The 19,810-nt window shown below is 38.3% G+C and carries 16 protein-coding genes, 1 other RNA gene and 1 riboswitch; of the genes, 15 read left to right on the top strand and 2 right to left on the bottom strand.

Annotation, left to right across the window (positions count from 1 at the left end; translation table 11 throughout):
• Nucleotides 1-38: 38 nt before the first annotated feature.
• From smpB to BI350_RS04630, 13 genes are all read left to right on the top strand, one after another.
• A complete protein-coding gene (gene smpB / locus BI350_RS04575; RefSeq protein WP_075527038.1) occupies nucleotides 39-506 on the top strand; it encodes an SsrA-binding protein SmpB in 468 nt (155 codons plus the stop codon).
• An 82-nt stretch (nucleotides 507-588) separates the two neighbouring features.
• Nucleotides 589-948, top strand: a transfer-messenger RNA (tmRNA) gene (gene ssrA / locus BI350_RS04580).
• A gap of 256 nt (nucleotides 949-1,204) precedes the next feature.
• Entirely contained in the window at nucleotides 1,205-1,354 is a 150-nt protein-coding gene (locus BI350_RS17045; protein WP_168157249.1) for a hypothetical protein, read from the top strand.
• Between the two features lie 560 nt (nucleotides 1,355-1,914).
• Nucleotides 1,915-2,946 carry a TRAP transporter substrate-binding protein gene (locus tag BI350_RS04585; protein WP_075527039.1) on the top strand — a complete coding sequence of 344 codons (1,032 nt, stop codon included), beginning with the start codon at nucleotides 1,915-1,917 and terminating at the stop codon, nucleotides 2,944-2,946.
• 103 nt (nucleotides 2,947-3,049) lie between these two features.
• Nucleotides 3,050-3,544, top strand: coding sequence for a TRAP transporter small permease (locus tag BI350_RS04590; protein ID WP_075527040.1), 495 nt, complete (start codon nucleotides 3,050-3,052; stop codon nucleotides 3,542-3,544).
• Complete coding sequence (locus BI350_RS04595) at nucleotides 3,541-4,821, top strand: TRAP transporter large permease (protein WP_082294958.1); 1,281 nt, start codon at nucleotides 3,541-3,543, stop codon at nucleotides 4,819-4,821. Before BI350_RS04590 ends, BI350_RS04595 begins: the two co-directional genes overlap by 4 nt.
• Nucleotides 4,822-4,866: 45 nt before the next feature.
• Nucleotides 4,867-6,021 carry an acyl-CoA dehydrogenase family protein gene (locus BI350_RS04600; RefSeq protein WP_075527041.1) on the top strand — a complete coding sequence of 385 codons (1,155 nt, stop codon included), beginning with the start codon at nucleotides 4,867-4,869 and terminating at the stop codon, nucleotides 6,019-6,021.
• Between the two features lie 766 nt (nucleotides 6,022-6,787).
• Complete coding sequence (gene mntA, locus BI350_RS04605; protein ID WP_075527042.1) at nucleotides 6,788-7,198, top strand: type VII toxin-antitoxin system MntA family adenylyltransferase antitoxin; 411 nt, start codon at nucleotides 6,788-6,790, stop codon at nucleotides 7,196-7,198.
• The gene (gene hepT / locus BI350_RS04610; protein WP_075529236.1) at nucleotides 7,191-7,601 is read left to right on the top strand and encodes a type VII toxin-antitoxin system HepT family RNase toxin; all 411 of its coding nucleotides are present in this window, start codon (nucleotides 7,191-7,193) and stop codon (nucleotides 7,599-7,601) included. Before mntA ends, hepT begins: the two co-directional genes overlap by 8 nt.
• A 480-nt stretch (nucleotides 7,602-8,081) precedes the next feature.
• Nucleotides 8,082-9,323, top strand: coding sequence for a serine/threonine transporter SstT (gene sstT, locus BI350_RS04615; RefSeq protein WP_075527043.1), 1,242 nt, complete (start codon nucleotides 8,082-8,084; stop codon nucleotides 9,321-9,323).
• A 258-nt stretch (nucleotides 9,324-9,581) separates the two neighbouring features.
• The gene (locus BI350_RS04620; RefSeq protein ID WP_075527044.1) at nucleotides 9,582-10,442 is read left to right on the top strand and encodes a DMT family transporter; all 861 of its coding nucleotides are present in this window, start codon (nucleotides 9,582-9,584) and stop codon (nucleotides 10,440-10,442) included.
• A gap of 181 nt (nucleotides 10,443-10,623) precedes the next feature.
• Nucleotides 10,624-10,734: riboswitch (SAM riboswitch) on the top strand.
• 148 nt (nucleotides 10,735-10,882) lie between these two features.
• A complete protein-coding gene (locus BI350_RS04625) occupies nucleotides 10,883-12,475 on the top strand; it encodes a glutathione ABC transporter substrate-binding protein (RefSeq protein ID WP_075527045.1) in 1,593 nt (530 codons plus the stop codon).
• Between the two features lie 244 nt (nucleotides 12,476-12,719).
• Nucleotides 12,720-13,631: an EamA family transporter gene (locus BI350_RS04630; protein WP_075527046.1), complete on the top strand. Its 912-nt coding sequence runs from the start codon at nucleotides 12,720-12,722 to the stop codon at nucleotides 13,629-13,631.
• Nucleotides 13,632-13,803: 172 nt separating this feature from the next.
• Here BI350_RS04630 and BI350_RS04635 read toward each other — a convergent pair whose 3' ends face one another.
• Nucleotides 13,804-13,995 carry a hypothetical protein gene (locus BI350_RS04635; protein ID WP_075527047.1) on the bottom strand — a complete coding sequence of 64 codons (192 nt, stop codon included), beginning with the start codon at nucleotides 13,993-13,995 and terminating at the stop codon, nucleotides 13,804-13,806.
• A 210-nt stretch (nucleotides 13,996-14,205) separates the two neighbouring features.
• Entirely contained in the window at nucleotides 14,206-16,038 is a 1,833-nt protein-coding gene (locus BI350_RS04640) for a heavy metal translocating P-type ATPase (protein WP_075527048.1), read from the bottom strand.
• A 443-nt stretch (nucleotides 16,039-16,481) separates the two neighbouring features.
• Here BI350_RS04640 and BI350_RS04645 point away from each other — a divergent pair, with 443 nt between their 5' ends.
• Both BI350_RS04645 and BI350_RS04650 read left to right on the top strand, forming a co-directional pair.
• The gene (locus BI350_RS04645) at nucleotides 16,482-17,219 is read left to right on the top strand and encodes a TorD/DmsD family molecular chaperone (RefSeq protein ID WP_075527049.1); all 738 of its coding nucleotides are present in this window, start codon (nucleotides 16,482-16,484) and stop codon (nucleotides 17,217-17,219) included.
• A gap of 1 nt (nucleotide 17,220) precedes the next feature.
• Nucleotides 17,221-19,806: a molybdopterin-dependent oxidoreductase gene (locus BI350_RS04650; protein WP_075527050.1), complete on the top strand. Its 2,586-nt coding sequence runs from the start codon at nucleotides 17,221-17,223 to the stop codon at nucleotides 19,804-19,806.
• Nucleotides 19,807-19,810 lie beyond the last annotated feature (4 nt).

A 19,810-nucleotide genomic window follows, 5' to 3' on the forward strand; every position in this document is an offset into this window, starting at 1 on the left:
TTTATTTTGTCCCTTGGCTGTAGTAGGGGGAATACATTATGTCTAAAGGAAAAGGAAAAGTTTTTGCTAGAAATCGAAGAGCAAACTTTGATTATGCGATTGAAGACACGATAGAAGCGGGAATTGTCCTGCAAGGCACAGAAATAAAGTCAATTCGTGCAGGTAAAGTCCAGTTAAAAGAATCCTTCGTTCAAATTAGAAATAACGAAGCATGGATTTTAAATATGCATATTAGTCCTTATGATCAAGGGAACCGTTTTAACCATGACCCAATCAGATCGAGAAAACTTCTTTTGCATAGACGGCAAATTAATCAGTTGATTGGTAAAACAAAACAACAAGGATATACAATCGTTCCGATTCAAATGCATTTGAAAGACGGCTTTGCAAAAGTGTTGATTGGCGTCGGTAAAGGGAAAAAGCATCATGACAGACGCGAAGATTTAAAGCGCAAAGAAGCGAAGCGAGATATGGATCGCGCATTGAAAGATAGACAGCAGTATTGATTTTTGGGTGAGATTATAGTATACTATTTCTTGTAGCAGTAGTTCGGAACCTTTTAAAGGTACTCCTAACTTCCCATTATACGGGGACGTTACGGATTCGACAGGGGTAGTCTGAGCTTAAGTTGCGCGTCGGAGGGGTCGGCTCCGTAAAAACGCCATTTATAATAACAGGCAAAACAAACAACAATTTAGCATTCGCAGCGTAAGCTGACTGAATCTGCCTTATCGTACCATCGCCCATGTGGCGCGGTAAGGTTCACTTATTAGTGGGATACGCTAGTTATCGCCTCCTGAGGTAACTAGAAGAGATTACCAGGATAGCGCACAGGACGCCGTGATTGACGGCAAAGTGCTGCGCGAAACCTAAGTAGTCAATCTATGCGCGTAGACGCTTAAGTGTTGGGGCCTCTGGACGCGGGTTCGACTCCCGCCGTCTCCATACTTGTATGGCTGATAAATGTAGTCGTATCAATGGTTTTGAAGGTTAGGGATATTGAATGGGAGTTAAACTCTTGTTCAATATCCCTATTTTTATCCTTATCATCCAGAATTGGCTTCAATTGTGTGGTGCGCAAGTGCGATACACTTCGATATTCGTAAAGTTAGCAGTACACTAATAAGGTTTACTTCAGTGAAATTAGGCATAATATATTTATCGAATAAATTCTCATTAAAGACAAGAAAAGTAGGTGAAAAGAGTGGGGAAATATCAATTGGATAATAAAGGTAAGGCGGCTGTGACAAAGTATCATGAAAAAAACAAGCCTGCCCAATTTGATAAAAAGCAGCATCTTGAAAAATTACGTGCGGAGTATTTGAAAAAGAAGCAAAAACAAGCAGATAAATAAAAGGAAGATATATCATCCTTTTATAAAAAAATATCCCAATGGCAAAATGATACGTGAAACTCAATCGAGAATCTATACGGGTAGACGCTTGAGTAATTAGAGTCTTTGGACACGGATATGACTCCTGCCGTCTCCATTGGGCAATATCATAGAATTCCATTGAACGTCATAAACCTTGTTAAATCAGGGGGGGTGGCGTTTTTTTAGTGTTAATATCAATCGAGTACCTCTGTACGAGAAGCTATTCTTATAATACACAAAGGTTGCTTAATGGAGACGTGCGCACCTTTCACTATTATTCAACATAATTATGAAGCACTTTATTTTGCATGTGAATTTGACAAAGAGATTAACAATGTATAGAGTATTGTGTGAATCGTTTAGTTACAATTTATCTTCTTGAGCGGGCTATTTTTTTAACTTAATCCCTAGTAAACAGATAGGGTAAATTAGTGAGTGGCCTTGTGTAGCAAAATGTTGTCGCTTAGACTTATGAAAATTGTATACCGTTTGGTTGAAAAACCATCGACTATAAATATAAAAAGAAAAGGGAGAGTTTAATGAAAAGGTATATTGTACAATTTTTGCTCGTACTTTCATTCGTATTTGTGTTAGCAGCTTGTGGGGAAACTGAAGACACAGCTGAAGGAAGTGAAGTAGAAACAGGGAAAAAATACGAACTTAGATTAGGAACAGTTATTAGTGAACCGCATCCTTGGGCAGATATGGCCAAATACTTCGCTGAAGAAGTTGAAAAGCAAACAGATGGAAATGTTACAGTTGCGATTCATGCGAATGGATCGTTAGGAAATGATGAAACAATGATAGAAGAATTACGCATAGGAACGGTTGACTTTATTATCGGTGGTGCACAAAATGCAGCTGCATTTGTTCCACAGTATCAAATTTTTGGAATTAGTTACTTATTTGAAGATATGAATCACTTCGAGAAAGCGATTAGTCATGACAGTCCTTTATATGATTATTTTAAAACAGAATATGAGAATAGAAGTTTAGGCATGAAGTTGTTGTCAATAGCAGGTGGTGGAACGCGTTATTTATCGAATAATAAAGGAGAAATTGCAACACCAGCAGATTTAGATGGGATTAAAATGCGAATCCCTAGTTCACCAATTGAGAGTGAAATCTGGTCAGCATTAGGGGCGTTGCCAACATCACTTGCGTGGAACGAGTTGTACTCAGCAGTTCAAACAGGTGTCGTCAATTCATTCGAAAGTACGTTGAGCGGCTATACGGGCAGTAAGCTAAACGAAGTTGCACCTTATGTTAGTTTAACGGAACATCTTTATATGGCAACACACTTTTCAATGAGTGAAGCTACTTACAATAAGTTACCAGCCGAATATAACGAAATCATTGAAAAAGTTGCGATTGAAGCCAGTGAATTAGGTACGAAACGTGGAATTGAATTGGATCAACAATTATTGGAAGAGTTGGAGACTTTAGGAGTAACGACGACAGAAGTTGATAAACAAGCATTTATCGACATCTTAACACCACTACATGGTAAGTTGGCAGAAGACTCAGAAGCAACTGAGTTACTAGGAATTGTAAGAGATTTAAAAGACTAAAGTTACAAATGTTTGTTCTGTCGGTGTGTAGTTCTAAGCTGTATACTGACAGGGCAAATATCTTGTTAGCAGGATTATTGAATTTTTTAAAGGGGTTTTTATAGTGCTATTAAAATTTAATAACTTACTAGAAAGAATTCTGACTTATGTTTCGGTGTTATTATTAGCTGCCTTTATTATTGTCGTATTTGTGAAGGTCATTGCGAGAAATTATTTTGATATTCCGATGGTTTGGGCAGATGAATTTTCTTTGTTATGTTTCCTGTGGACTGTGTTTTTAGGTGCAGCCATTGCTCTTAGACATAAGAAACATTTTATCGTCGACTTAGCGCCATCTAAATTGAGATTAAATTTAGGATTTGATATTTTTTCGCATATCATCGTCCTCTCATTCATCTACGTTATGATTGTGTACGGTTATCAATTTACATTGTCGGGTTTTTCGCGGGCATCTAATGCACTGCCTTTTACTGTAGCTTACTTCTTTGCCCCGATTCCAATCTCCGGGGTTGCGATGTTGTTATTTACAATTGAATTAATTGGTAGAGATACAAAAAGGTTCTTGAAATTAAATCGTAAAGAGGTGTATGTTGATTGAATCCACTCATTTTGCTCCTCATCGTGTTCTTTGGATTAATTTTCATACGTGTACCGATTGCATTCGCGCTAGGTATTTCTTCTATGGTTACAATCATCTATATCGATTTACCTTTTACGAGTGTGATCAATCATATGTTTGCGAGTATTAACTCTTTTACACTTTTGGCCGTCCCTTTCTTTCTTCTATTAGGTAGTTTGATGAATGACGGGGGGATTACAAATCGATTGATCAATTTTTCGAGAGCACTCGTAGGTCATATTAAAGGCGGTTTAGGTCACATAAACATAGTCGTTAGTATGATTATGGCGGGGTTATCTGGGTCGGCAGCGGCGGATACTGCAGCTGTTGGATCGACATTAATCCCAGCAATGATAAAAGAAAAGTATGATGCAGGTTTTACAGTAGCGATAACCGCAGCCTCATCTACATTAGGTGTCATCATTCCACCGAGTATTATGATGGTTGTGTACGGTGCGATGGCTCAAGTTTCAATTGGAAAGCTTTTTTTAGCGGGTATTGTACCAGGGATATTAATTGGTTTAGTTCAAATGGGTTATACATACCATATGGCTGTTAAGCATAATTATCCAGCTTACCCAAGAGCGACGGTGAAAGAAGTAGGCCTGTCTTTTAAACAAGCTTTTGCTACGCTATTACTGCCAGTCATTATTTTAGGTGGAATTGTAGGTGGGTTTTTCACACCGACTGAAGCCGCTGCTATTGCTGTATTTTATGCTTTAATCCTTATGTTTTTTTACAAGTCCCTGAAAGTCAGAGAGTTGCCAAGGATTTTGAAGGAGTCAGTCATTATGTATTCCCTGCCAATGTTCGCAGTCTCAACTGCGGGCATCATGGGTTGGCTCATCGGCTATTTACATGCACCTGAATTGGTTGCAGATTTTATTACGAATATCACGACGTCCCCTACGGGAATCTTTTTAATGATCATTGCATTTCTCCTCGTTGTTGGAACATTTTTAAGTCCTTTAGAAGCAATTATTATTTTCTTACCGATTCTTATGAAGTTGGGTGCAATTGCTAATTTAGATCCAGTTCATATGGGCATCATCGTTTGCTTAACGTTAGCAGTTGGTATGGTAACGCCACCTTATGGGATTTGTTTACTCATTGCTACGCAATTGGGGGAGATTTCTACACCACGTGCATTCTTGGCGGTTTTACCGATTATCGGACTAACATTAGGTGTCATTGTACTCGGTGTATTTATACCAAGCCTGTTTTTGTTTCTTCCGAATTTACTCATGCCCGATTAAGTAGTGTGTACGAACAACATTTTGACTGGAAAGGAAAGATTGGCAATGCATTCATTTATTAAAACATCGGAACAGAGAAAGTTAATGGAGCAAATCGAAGCATTAAAGCCTTCGTTTAGGGCACGAGAAGCTGAACTAGATGCGTTAGGGTCGTTTCCTTTTAAAGATATAGAAGATCTTAAACAGATTGACTATCATCTATTAACGCTACCGAAAGAGAATGGTGGACAAGGCTTTGGATTGTATGAATATATATTAGCGCAAGAGGCCATTTCTGAAGGAAGTGGCTCGACGGGATTATCGATTGGTTGGCATAATGGGATCGTGCTTGAATATGCGGAAAACCGCCATTGGAAAGAAAAGCCTGGACAGTTTTTGTTAGATGAAATACGAAAGGGTGCACTCATTAACTCGGCGGGTACCGAAAATAATACCGGGAGTCCGACGCGTGGTGGATTACCACAAACGAATGCAGTTGCTGAAGGTGAAGATTTGATCATCAATGGTGAAAAGACTTACACTTCACTCTCTCCGGTTCTTGACTATTTTCTCGTTTCAACAACGACTGAAGCGCAAGAAGTTGAGCACATTATGGTTCCGCGTAACGTGCCTGGTGTATCAATCGAACAATCATGGGATAGTTTAGCAATGCGCGGTACAGCGAGTGATACGCTCGTATTAACGAATGTCCGTGTGCCGAAAACGAACATATTGAAGAAAAATACGCCTGTAGAACCTGTGTCAAAAGGTTGGTTACTTCATATTCCAGCTTGTTATATTGGAATTGCGGCGGCAGCAAGAAATTATGCGCTTGAATTTGCAACTTCATATGCGCCTGTCTCACTCGGAAAGCCAATTGCCGAAGTGCCAGCCATTAGACAAAAGATTGGTGAAATGGAGTTGGAGTTGTCTACGGCGAGACATTTGTTGTACGGTACGATTGAACGCTATGAAGCAGCAGCTGATAAAACAACATTCCAAGAGTCATTAGGTGTAACGAAAATAGCAGTCACAAATGCCGCGATCTCAATTGTGGATACAGCGATGAAAATTGTCGGTTCACGTGCGTTATCCGAGTCGAATCCGATGCATCGTTATTATTTAAACGTCAGAGCAGGCTTATACAATCCCCCGATGGATGATGTTATTATTTCAAACATGGCGAATACAGCGATTCAATCTCTATTAAAATTAGAATGAAACGCTATTTTTAAAGTCACTTGCGTTAAAGAAAGTGCAATTTACAAATAGTTATGAGGTCCTTTCATGGGATGAAACAGTGTTTGAATTTGCGCGAAATTAAACCGAAGAAGTGCTTGAAGGTTTTTTAATCACTGCAGAGTTCACATCATCAAACTCGACAAATTTTGTTTATAGAAAAAAATGATGCTGAATATGAACCGTTAGACAATAATGCTTATTTGAAACTTATTATGCGACCGGCTGCATGACTGGGAATGCGTGCCTGTACATCGCATAAATTAGAGGTTATTCTGAATAGTATTGAAGTTATGTCTTGCACCTTTTCGAGGTTCACTTATTAGTGGGATACGCTCGTTATTGCCTCTTGAGGTAACGAGAAGAGATTTCCAAGATAGCGCACAGGACGCGGGTTCGACTCCCACCGTCTCCATAGTCAAATATCATAGAGTTTTATTGAACATCATAAACCTTGTAATATCAAGGTTTATGATGTTTTTTCATGTCATGCGATTTCATTGGATTGCTATGATCTAAGTTGCCTTAGCTACGAATAGTAAGCTACAATGTGTGTAAAGCAGTTGTTTATTGTAGCTTTTTCCAACTTATAATTCTATTTAAATATTTACTGTCCACTTTCTCGTTTCGGTAAGTTTTAAAGATTTATTATGTTTATTACTGAAAATAGGCTGTTTAGGCTTTAAAGTGTTCTTGTTCATCTTAATTGTATAGAAGCTTTAAAATAAAGGAAATGACGGTGATATGCATGCTTACAGAGGAAATAAAAATACAACTCATTAATAAAATAACGCAAGCAGTCAATCCAGCTTTCATTATGCTTTATGGTTCATTTGCCAAAGGCACTGCCCATGCAGAAAGTGATATCGATCTTGCTTATTTTAGCGACAAGCAGCTACCATCTTATGAACGTTTCAGTCTTGCCGGCGAGCTTGCAATAATCATAGGTCGCGAAGTAGATTTAGTTGATATTAAACTAATTGACACAGTATTTACGATGCAAATTTTTGAACAAGGATTGCCGATTTATATAAAGGATGAGAATGAATTTATACGCCAAAAAATACGTGCTTATAGTATGTACGCAACGCTAAACGAGCAACGCGCGCCAATCATTGATGCTATTAAACAAAGAGGAAGTGTTTTTGGAGATGAATGATGTCATACTAAATAAAATAACAACAATCGAACGCTGTGTGAATCGAATCGATGAGGTTTACGAAGGAAATCCTGCGAACCTATCCGATTTTACAAAACAGGATAGTATCATACTAAATATTCAACGTGCTTGTGAGGCAAGCATTGATTTGGCTATGCATATTGTGAGTGAACGTAAACTAGGTGTACCAAAAGCAAGCCGTGAAGCATTTAAATTATTGCATGATGCCAACATTATTGACGCTGAATTGGCGAAAACGCTAATGAATATGGTTGGCTTCCGCAATATTGCTGTGCATGACTATCAAGCGCTAGAGCTAGATATACTGGAAACAATTTTAGAAAAGCATGTCGATGATTTTAAAGATTTTACGAAGATAATTTTAAAACTGAAGAACGAATAGATATCCACTAGGCACACTTTAAAAGTATTGAAAATAAATATGGTTCACTTTGTCATATAATGCTGCGCGAACCTTAAATAGTCAATTTATGCGCGTAGACGCTTAAGAGTGTTGGGGCCTCTGGACGCGGGCTCGACTCCCGCCGTCTCCATAGTCAAATATCATAGAGTTTTATTGAACGTCATAAACCTTGTAATATCAAGGTTTATGATGTTTTTTCATATCATGCGATTTCATTGGATTTCAACGAAGTATGGACGTATTTAGAAAAGTAATTCTTCAACTGTGTTTAGTCAATCCCAACAATCAAACGACACTTGTTTCAACAAGACTATTCCTGTAAATTCTGAAATTTGTTAATTTAAAAAAGGCGCTTCACAATTCTAAGAAGGTTGTGTTAAAATAAAACCTCAGTCTACTCTGGTACAGGTGATAGATTGTGAGTGTGTTATAAAACAGGAAGTTTCGGAGGGTAGACAAATGAAAAGTTTGGTCTTTAAATGGAATCAAGTGAGCCTAGTGAAAAGAATTGTTATTGGTATTATTGTCGGAATAATCTTAGCTTTAACTGTTCCTAATGCGGCAAGTGCAGTCTCGATTCTAGGTTCTTTATTTGTTAGCGCATTAAAAGCAGTTGCACCGGTATTAGTACTATTCTTAGTGATGTATGCGATAGCTACACATAAGAGTGGTACGAAAACGAACATGAAATCGATACTTGGTCTTTATGCAATCGGTACATTACTAGCTGGGTGTGTTGCTGTAGTTGCTAGCTTTATGTTCCCGGTTACACTAACACTAACGACAGGAGTAGAAGACCTTTCTCCACCAGAAGGTATCGTTGAGGTTCTTGAAACATTACTATTTAATTTAGTTGCGAATCCAGTTGATGCATTAATTAATGCCAACTATCTTGGTATATTAACGTGGGCAATTGTTTTGGGGCTTGCATTAAAACATGCAAAACAAAATACGAAAGATATGTTAGGTAGTTTTTCGGATGCGATTACTAAAGTAGTACAATGGGTTATTAATTTGGCGCCATTTGGTATTATGGGCCTTGTTTTTAATTCGATTGTAACGACGGGACTTTCTGCTTTACTTGTTTACGGTAGATTAATATTAATTTTAGTTGGATGCATGTTGTTTATCGCACTTGTCGTGAATCCGTTAATTGTATATTTCTATACGCGCAAAAATCCATACCCGCTTGTTTTTATGGTTTTGAGAGAAAGTGGGATCACCGCATTCTTTACTCGTAGTTCAGCTGCGAATATTCCTGTAAACATGAAACTAGCTGAAAAGCTTGGTTTGGATGAGGATACGTATGCGGTCTCAATCCCATTAGGCGCGACAATTAATATGGCTGGTGCAGCAGTTACAATTGCTGTACTCACTCTTGCAACAGTTCATACGCTTGGGATTCAAGTTGACTTTATGACTGCACTTATGCTTTCTGTTGTAGCGGCTATCTCTGCAGCGGGCGCGTCAGGTGTTGCAGGCGGATCACTTTTACTTATTCCACTCGCATGTAGTTTATTTGGCGTTCCAAATGATATTGCCATGCAAGTTGTTGGCGTCGGTTTTATCATCGGTGTGATTCAAGACTCTTTTGAAACTGGATTGAATTCATCTTCTGACGTACTGTTCACAGCTACAGCTGAATATGCGCAAGAACGTAAAGAAGGTAAAGAAGTTTCAATGCAATCCTGGAAATCCTGAAAAATATAATATGCTCTTTTGATTGAGAGCTAATCGCCACGATTACTGAAGATGATTCGGTAATTGTGGCTTTTTTTGTCTAAAAGGATTCTTAAATAGCTGCAACAGGGGCTACTTATCAAACAAATCCATTAACACTTCAAGCCATGCTGTAATCCTTTAAAAAGTCCTCCTACTTGAACTCTATTCCAATGTGGTGAATACTGGAGAAATGTGCGTGAAATCAGTAGTAAATGAACGGTTTAGGAGTGTACTTTTTTGAACAATATTGTAAAAGGTATTTTATTAATGCTTATTTCATCTATCGGATTTGCGATTATGACGTTATTTGTAAAATTATCTGGGGACCTTCCAGCTGTCCAAAAAACGTTTTTTCGAAATTTGATCTCAGCAGTGATTGCGTTTGTACTTGTGATTTATAATAAAGAAAGTTTATTTGGGAAACGAGAAAACCAGCTTGTCTTATTAGGCCGTTCGATCTTCGGAACAATTGGTATTATATTTCTATTCTACGCAATCGACCATCTCGTTCTATCGGATGCGGATATGTTAAATAAAATGAGCCCGTTTTTGGTCATTCTTTTCTCAGCTATATTTTTAAAGGAAAGAGTACTGCCATTCCAAATGGGGACGATTGTCATGGCGTTTATCGGGATGCTATTTATCGTCAAGCCTTCATTTTCTGTTGACTTTGTACCCTATTTTGTTGGGATTTTATCGGCACTATTTGCAGCGGCTGCCTATACGTTATTAAGGGTGTTGGGCAATCGTGAAAAGTTTTATACGGTTGTCTTTTATTTTTCATTCTTTTCAACAGTTGTCTTGTTGCCATTTTTAATTTGGTTATACGAGCCGATGACTGGTAAACAGTTAATGTATTTGCTGCTGGCGGGTTTATTTGCAACTGTTGGTCAATTTGGGATTACGTTGGCGTACAAATATGCCCCGGCGCGTGACATATCGATATTCACGTATTCAACAGTCATTTTTACGACGGTCATAAGTTTTACATTTTTTGGAGAAGGACCGGATTTGTACAGTATAATAGGCTACATCATTATTTTAAGTGCAATGACGTTCATGTTTTTCAGAGGAAGAAAGTCAGCGCCTCCAGTATGATGATAAAGATGTCCGGGAGAAATCTAAATTCTAAACTAATGCGGTAAAATTAAGATTTTATTTACAGTAAAATAGTGATATAGACAAATTTTAACTATATTCTACATTTTTCTACTTGTTTCGATTCTTATAACATGATATAGTGAGAACACTAAGTTTTTAAACAATTATATACATTCAATTCTTATCAAGAGAGACGGAGGGAATGGCCCTTAGAAGTCTCAGCAACCAGCCTTGTGAGGTATGGTGCTAATTCCAATAGGTATTTTCATAAATACCTGGCAGATGAGGAGATAGTCTTTATGAATGGGACCCTCTTCTTGTTTGAGGGTTCTTTTTATTTTGGAAAGCGTTAGAACCTGATATTCAAAGCTTTACTGTAGATATAATTATGCTAAAGCATAATTTATATAAAAAAACACCTAGGAGGATTCAACATCATGAAGAATAGTAAGAAGTGGTTAAGTATTTTATTATTGTCATTCACTATGATACTAGCAGCCTGCGCGGGCGGTGGAAATGAAGCGGAGAGCAATCAGCAAGGTGAGGCGCAAAACGGAACAGAAAAGGACCTTGTACTCGCTGTTCATTCTGACGCAAGTACGCTAGATCCGGCGGGCTCGAATGATGTGCCATCGCATAACATTCAACAACCAATTTTTGAAGGGCTTGTAAAGCGTGACAGTGAGAATAAGATAATTCCAGGTTTGGCTAAGGAATGGAAAGTGATAGACGATTTGACATATGAGTTTATCTTGCAAGAAGATGTAGAGTTTCATGACGGGGAAGCGTTTAATGCGGAAGCTGTAAAAATAAATATAGAACGCCTTCTTGATCCAGAAGTTGCTTCATCAAAATATGATTACTATGCAATGATTTCAGAAGTCGAAGTTGTTGATGAATATACGGTTCGAATTAAGACAGAATATCCATTTTCACCGCTTTTAGCCCACCTATCCCATAGTGGGGGCGCAATGATTAGCCCAAAAGCAATTGAGGCGGATTACGAGGCAATAAAGAATGGTCAAAAACCCGGTACAGCTATTTCGGAAAATCCAGTCGGAACAGGACATTTTAAATTTGAAAGTTGGACACCTGGTGAGGAAGTAAAACTTGTGAAAAATGATGATTATTGGGGAGAAGGGGCACTTGTCGATACGGTAACTTTCAAAATTGTCCCGGAAAGCGGCACGCGTAATGCGGACTTGGAGCGTGGGTTCGTTCATATTGTAGATCCTGTGCAACCAAACGAAGTTCCTCAGTTAAACGATAGCGACTTTGCAACTGTGGTACAAACGCCTTCGACAGGGCTTTCGTTTATCGGGTTTAATATGAGTAAAGCGCCATTTGATGATGTTAACGTGCGAAAAGCTGTGTCGATGATCATCAATAAACAGGAAATTATTGACGGTGTTTACGATGGATTCGGCATTGCAGCCGAAGGACCACTTGCACCTAAAGTATTCGGGTATTCAGAAGAAATAAAAGGCATTGACCAAAATATTGAAGAAGCTAAAAAGTTGATGAAAGAAGCGGGCTACGAAGATGGATTTAATGCAGCGCTTTGGACAAATGACAACCCACAACGTGTCGATACAGCAATCATTCTTCAAAATGCATTAAAAGAAATAAATGTTGAATTGACGATTGAACAAATGGAGTTTGGAACGTATATTGAAAAACTTAAATCTGGCGAACATGATATGTACATGATGGGATGGACGAATCCATTAGCGGATGCAGATAATGGTTTGTATTCTTTATTCCATTCATCAACTGAGGGGATTCCGCCAAATGCGATGTGGTATGGTTCATCTGTTGTTGATGATTTGCTGGACAAGGGTCGAGAAGCAACGGACGAAAAAGAACGATTGGACTTGTATAAACAAGCGCAAGAGGAAATTATCGCGGACGCACCTATGCTCTTTTTAGATTATAGAGAGTACTTAACAGGTGTTAGTAATAAGATAACTGGCTTTAGAATCGATTCGGGTGGAATTTATCATTTGGAAAACGTACAGTTTGTAGAGTAAATAAAGAGGGACTGTTCAATCGGTCTTTAAAAAATGAAACAACTTTGTGTTGCATAGGAAATCATTTATCCACCATATTGCTTGTAATCCCGCCATATAAATATGTGGTGGGATTACTTTTTTATGTTTATATAGATATATGAATTGTCATACAGGCTCACTTCAAAAAGAACAGCCACTTTAGGTTACTTTTAGTTCATGATACAATAGTACAGTTCGTCTTTAGCTTCAAGGGGGTAACATCATGAAATGGAATAAAGGCATACTGTTTGTATTAATAGGTGCGGCATGTTTCGGCTTCACACCTGTATTTGCAAAACTTGGATTCAGATATGGCTATACACTTGGACAAATTAACATCGTTCAAATGACGTTTTCTTTTATATTATTATGGTCTATTTCGCTACTAAAAAGGTCTAGCTTCAGAGGAATCACGTTAAAAACTATTTTTCAAATTATGATGACCGGCTGCTTTATCGGTTTAACGACTATATTTTATTATGCTTCAATGCAATATTTACCCGCCTCATTGGCAATTATTTTAATGTTTCAATTCATTTGGATAGGTATCATATTGGAATGGATATTCAGCAAAATCGCGCCCGCACCGATCACAATTCTATCAATTATACTCATATTAATAGGCGTATTTTTCGCTTCGAACATTATTAACGGTGATATTCAAGGGCTACCTATAAAAGGTTTTGTACTCGGTATCCTTTCTGCATTCACGTATGCAGGATTTATCTTTTTCAGCGGAAAGGTTGCTGTCAATGTGGATGCGTTGACACGCGGTGCATTTATGGTGACAGGATCAACCATCCTAGTGTTTGTTGTGTTTATACGTGATATCCCGACAGTGTTGCCTTTGGAATGGAATTTGATCATCGTTTCCATCGGCGTTTCTTTATTTGGTGCTGTTCTTCCCCCACTATTTTTCGCAGTAGGTGCTCCATTAATTTCAGGAGGACTCGCAAACATTTTAACATCGATTGAATTACCGATTACGATTATATTGGCAAGTGTAATTCTGTCAGAAATCGTAACTCCGCTACAGTGGGTAGGGACATTGATTATACTGGTGGCCATCGTTTTAAATGAGCTCGGCACGAATCTCTTTAGAATATGGAGGAAATCGGAATCAGCGAAACGCTAGCCATTACATAAAATAAAAGTAGGAATCCTGTCTGTAAAAAATTAGCGGGATTCCTTTTTTGCATTTATAAAAGTTCTTGAATAACCTATTGAAATTCGCATAGACATCCATACAAAAAAAGGTGTATTGTCAAAGATAAAAGACAATACGCCTTAGCATACGAAAACAGCTATTATATATGTTGCAACAAGAGCGCTATAACGCCAAGCCCAATTGAAAACGATGCAAGCATTTTTTTCGGGAATACAAAAGTAATTAAACCTAACATGATTGCAACCCCACCCAAGGCAGGATCAAAAAAGAATGCAAATACCGCCAAAGTAATACCGAGCCATCCAGTCCAGAAGCCCCAGTGCATGAGCATTTGTCAGCCCCCCCTTCTTCGCAAAACTTGGACAAGTTATCGACCTTGTGCTTGTTTACTAGCTTATGAAATTATGGGGGATCTAATGACACGTGAGGTAGGCTTGCATCTATTTTAGAAAGTTATTTTGGACAAAAGAAGACCACCTGTAACCTTGGTGGCAAAAGGGTAGTCCTACATTTAGGGCATTATCGAATTTTGTTACTTATCTTATTCTCTTTGCCGTAATAAACGAAGTCCGTTTAAAATGACTAAAATTGTTGACCCTTCATGGAATACAACACCCATCGGTAAATCCAAATAGCCTAAAATATTTAAGACAATCAAGGTAATAATGACAGCAACTGCAAATACGACATTTTGCAAAATAATTCGATTTAGTTTTTTACTAAGTTTAAAACTATAAAATAGTTTGGATAAATTATTTTTTACAATGACAACATCCGATGATTCCATCGCAACAGAGGAACCGCTTCCCATAGCAATCCCGATATTAGCATTCGCTAGTGCCGGAGCGTCGTTGATTCCGTCACCAATCATACCAACAACTTTATGTTGTTTCTGGCTATCTAAAACATATTTAATTTTATCTTCTGGTGAACATGAAGCCGCATAGGTATCAATGTTCACTTCTTCCGCAACTTTTTTCGCAGTCATTTCGTTATCTCCGGTTAATAAAACAACCTGTATCCCCTCATCTTGAAAGCCTGAAATCGCTTGTGCTGATTCTGGCCGAACTTGATCAGATAGAGAGAAATAACCAACGATTTGTCGATCCATTCCAATAAATACAGTTGTGTATCCTGCCGCCAATTTGTTTCTGTAATGATTGGCATCCTCATAATCGTCAAACGCTGAAGGTTTACCAACATAGATAGCCCCTTTTTTCATTCCAGATCCTGCAACTTCTTCAATTTCTTCAGTTTGATCGACACTGTCGAGGTTTACATCATTAAACGTGGATACAATCGCATCAGCAATCGGATGACTAGATTGTTGTTCCATATAGACGACTTCTTTTAATACGTCTTCATTTGCTTCATAACTAACGACTTTAAACTCACCGAGTGTAATGGTTCCTGTTTTATCACTATATAATATATCCATTGTACTCAGTGCTTCCATAGCGGCTCCGCCTTTAAATAATACGCCATTTTTTGCACCATTACTGATTGCACTCAGTGTCGCTGGTGTTGCTGATGCCACTAATGCGCATGGACTCGCAACGGTTAGTAATACCATTCCTCGGTAAAAAGCCTCTTGGAAGGTAAAGTCATTGAAATAAAATAAGATTAGAATAAATATCGGTACGACAATAAGTACGCCAATCACATATCGGCTCTCAAAACGATCGATAAAATTGGAGATTTTTGACGGTCTATTTTGCGCTTCCTCAACCATTCGAATGATATTTGAAAAAACCGTTTCGTTACTTAATTTATTTACTTGAAGATAAAAGACATTGCCTTCGTTAATTGTTCCAGCAAAGACTTCATTGCCTTTTTCTTTTTCTACCGGAAGGGATTCTCCTGTCAGTGCCGCTTCATTAATCATTGTTTTTCGGTCGGTATAGCCGTCAATTGGAATTTGGGCTCCTTTTGACACGATTACAATGTCTTCAACATTTAATTCCTCAGTTGGAACTTCTACCACTTCACCATTTGATTTTAATACTTGAGCAGTTGAGGGAACGTGTGACATTAACTCTGAAATTGCACTTGTTGATTTGTCAGAAGCATAGTCTTCTAACGCCTCTGCACCCGCGAAGATGAGTAATAACATGGCAGCTTCGGATTCATAGTGGATTAACATGGCGCCCAAAGCCGAAAGAATCATAAGTAAGTCAACATTGGGGGATTTGGATTGAATGGTTTCACCTACTGCATTTTTTGCCGCAAAAAAGCCTAAAAAGAAAATAGCGATGTAGAATGCAAAGTGACTATAACCATCGTTAACCAGTATAAAAATAAATCCTAAAATCGTAAATAAAATACCAATCAGTAAAAATTGCCCGGGTCGGGTCTTCATTAAATAGTTCAACATTTCACAAAGTCCTTTCTAAAGATATGATTTAGATATTTATCAACCGAACATGATTAGTAACAATACCTTCTGCTAAATCTAATGTCGCTCCATAAATTAAATTTATTATAATTAAGAGTAGTGTAGTTACTATTTTTTGTCAAGCTAATTGAGAAAAATACACTCTAATTGAGAATGAATATCACTATCGATTTCCTAATTTTCATTAATTCATTAATCTTTCACTTAAATTGAATACAATAAAATTATTGAGAAGTTGAATGTTTTCTCGGTATCCCCTTGAATTAGTCACAAAATGGACAAGAAAAATCGAAATGAATGTGAACTAATTCACAAACTGCGGTATCTTGATGAAAAATTAAGTAAAATAATTTTAAGTTATTATGTAAGAAACGATTTTATCAATGAACATGTAACACTAGGCGTTTTGAAGGGAGAAATTCATGAAACAGTCTATTACCCATGAAGAACTAAATTATATTCTTAGTGCTCGACAATTTATTTATGATATTTTAGCAAGATTTTTCGTTGAAGAGCCTTCGAAAAAGTACCTGACGTATTTTGTAGAAAACAATCTCATCAATATTTTTCCATTTGTAGAGGACTCCAAAGGTATGCAAGAAGCGATTGACGATATTAAAAGCTATTTAAAAGAACATGATGTCATTCATGATGATGACGACTTTGAAAATTTACACTGGGATTACACGAAAATGTTTATCGGACCATTAGAACTGAAAGCCCCTCCTTGGGAATCGGTTTATGTACGAAAGGATCGTTTGTTATTTCAAGAAAATACTGTAGCGGTACAAAGGAAGTATGAGGAGTTTGGTTTTGTCATTCGTGACCAGAACTTAGAAGCCGAAGACCACGTTGGGTTTGAACTTGATTTCATGTTTCATTTGAACGAGTTATGCATCGATGTGATTGAAAAAGGAGAACCTCATACGGTCACTTATTTGTATTATTTGATCGACCAACAGGAGAAATTTCTAGAAAATCATTTACTAGCTTTCGTACCGGCATTTTCCGAAAAGGTGATTGCCAATGCAGATACGCAGTTTTTTAAAGGAATGGCGAAATTATTAAATGCTTATGTGACACTTGATCGAGCAATCCTTCGTGAAATCGCCAACTTAAATGTAATCATCACAACAGATGGGAAGAAGGGGGCCTCCTAATATGTTTAATCTTAAAGAGAAAATTGAAAGTATAAAAATGACCAGAAGAGCTTTTCTTGGTTGGTCGGCAGCTGTTACTGCCTCTGCAAGCATTCCCTTCAGTCGTGGTTTAACGAAGAAAGTACAGGGACAAGCAGTGGGAGAGGCAAATGATGACGAAGAAGGAACATGGAAATCAGCAGCATGTTGGCATAACTGCGGCGGTCGTTGTGTGAATAAAGTGTTAGTAAAAGACGGGGTTGTCATTCGTCAGAAGACAGATGATACGCATTTAGATAGCCCTGATTTCCCACAACAAAGAGGTTGCTTAAGAGGCCGTTCGCAGCGTCAACAAGTTTTTGGTGCAGATCGCCTCAAATATCCAATGAAACGAAAAAACTGGAAACCTGGCGGAGGGAAAAAAGAACTTCGCGGAAAAGATCAGTGGGTGAGAATTTCTTGGGATGAAGCACTTGATATCGTCTCTAGTGAAATCAAACGAGTGAAAGTTAACTATGGAAATGAAGCGATCTGGGCAACAGGCGATGGCGAAATGGACAAAGTGTTATTTGAAAATGGCGGATGTACGAAAGATTATGGAACAACATCTTGGGGAGCATGGATGTGGGCTTCAACAATGATGGGCGTTGCTGAGGGATATTATGAAGTAGGCATGAACGACCGTTTAGACTTACGGAATTCACAATTGATTGTCCTATGGGGATTAAATCCGGCATGGAGTAGTCCTGGAAGTCCTACATATAACTATTTACAAGCTAAAAAAGCAGGCGCAAAATTTATTTCCATTGACCCCATGTATACAGACTCGGCTGAAGTGTTTGATGCCGAATGGTTCCCGATTAGACCGGGAACAGACCATGCGTTGGCACTCGCAATTATGCATACGTTACTCGATGAAGATGATCCAAAAACAAACCCGCTTATTGACTGGGAATTTTTAAACAGTTGTACGGTTGGTTTTGATGAAAATCATATGCCAGAAGGTGCGGACCCTAAAGATAACTTTAAAGATTATTTACTTGGCACGTATGATCATGAACCGAAAACAGCTGAATGGGCATCCGAAATTTGTGGATTATCACCTAACTTGATTCGTCAACTTGCTCGTCAAATAGGCGGAACAAAACGTGTTGCTCTATTAACTGGTTGGGCAGCTGCAAGGATTAATGATGGGGAAGGCTGGGTCCAAGCTTTTTCTACGCTTGGATTTATGACAGGTCATATGGGACGTCCTGGAAGAATGACTGGGGTAAGTGTCCACCGAGCAGCAGGAAATGGCGGTCCTTGGTTAATTGAACAAGGAAGTAAAGGATATCCGGCGCCAAAAGAAAACGCGGTAACGAATTTAATTAACCATAATGAAGTATTTTCGGCGATATTGGATGGTAAATTTCATCAAAAAGGTGAAGGGGAACGCAAAGCCAATCTCCAGTTTATTTATCATCAGTACAATGCAACATTACAAACGCGTACTTCCATAAACCAAGGGATTAAGGCGCACCGTGAAGTTGAATTCGTCGTAACGAATGCTTATAACTTAACGACGAATGCACAGTACTCGGATATTGTGTTACCTGTAACATCCATGTGGGAAAGAGAAGGCGGACTTTTAGGTGGTAACCGAGAAATGATTATCGTCCACAGTAATATCGTTGACCCGTTATATGAAGCGAAAAGTGATATTTGGATCGCGAAAGAACTGATGAAAAGGCTTGGAAAAAATCCGAATACTTTATATCCCTTTAGTGAAAAGCAAGCATTCTTTAATGAACTAGCGACAACGAATGTCATTATGGAAAATGGCGTAGATTTTGAGCCGTTAGTAGGAATTACAGCGGAAGATATTAAAGCGTGGGGCGTGGAAGGTAAACCGCAAAAGGGAAGAGTTCCTATAGCGGAATTAATTGAAAGAGGCGTCTACCAAGTTGCACGCAGACCAGGAGATAATTTCGGGCATATTGCGTATGAAGACTTTGTCAATGATCCAGAGAATAATCCGGTAGATACACCAAGCGGTAAGTTTGAAATTTATTGTGAAACAATTCACGAGGAGTCGAAAAAAGGTTGGTCGGATATTCCGCCAATTCCAAAGTATATCCCTAAAGAATTAGGGTATGAGGATACATTTGGAGATTGGAAAAACAAAGATAAAGGAAAATATCCGTTTCAATTGTATAACCCGCATTATTTAAGGCGATCACATACTGTTTTTGATAATATTCCTTGGTTGCGTGAAATGATGCCAAGCCCATTATTTATGAATGCGACAGATGCGAAAGAACGCGGCATAAAGGATGGCGATACGGTGATTATTTATAATGATCACGGAAAAACACTACGACCAGCAAGAGTCACACAAACAATGACGCCAGGTGTACTTGCTTTACCACATGGTGCATGGCCGAGATTTGATAAAGATGAAAAAATTGATAAAGCTGGTGCAGATAATATATTACAAGCGCCAATCTCTACAGGTTTAGGAACATCAGGTTGGAATACAGTCATCTGTGATGTAAAAAAGTATACGGGCAAGCCATTAACTGAGGATAAAGATTGGGAACAGCTAATTGTATTTCCGGAAGGATAGGTGT

The organism is Sporosarcina ureilytica, from assembly GCF_001753205.1.
Taxonomy (GTDB): Bacteria; Bacillota; Bacilli; order Bacillales_A; family Planococcaceae; genus Sporosarcina; species Sporosarcina ureilytica.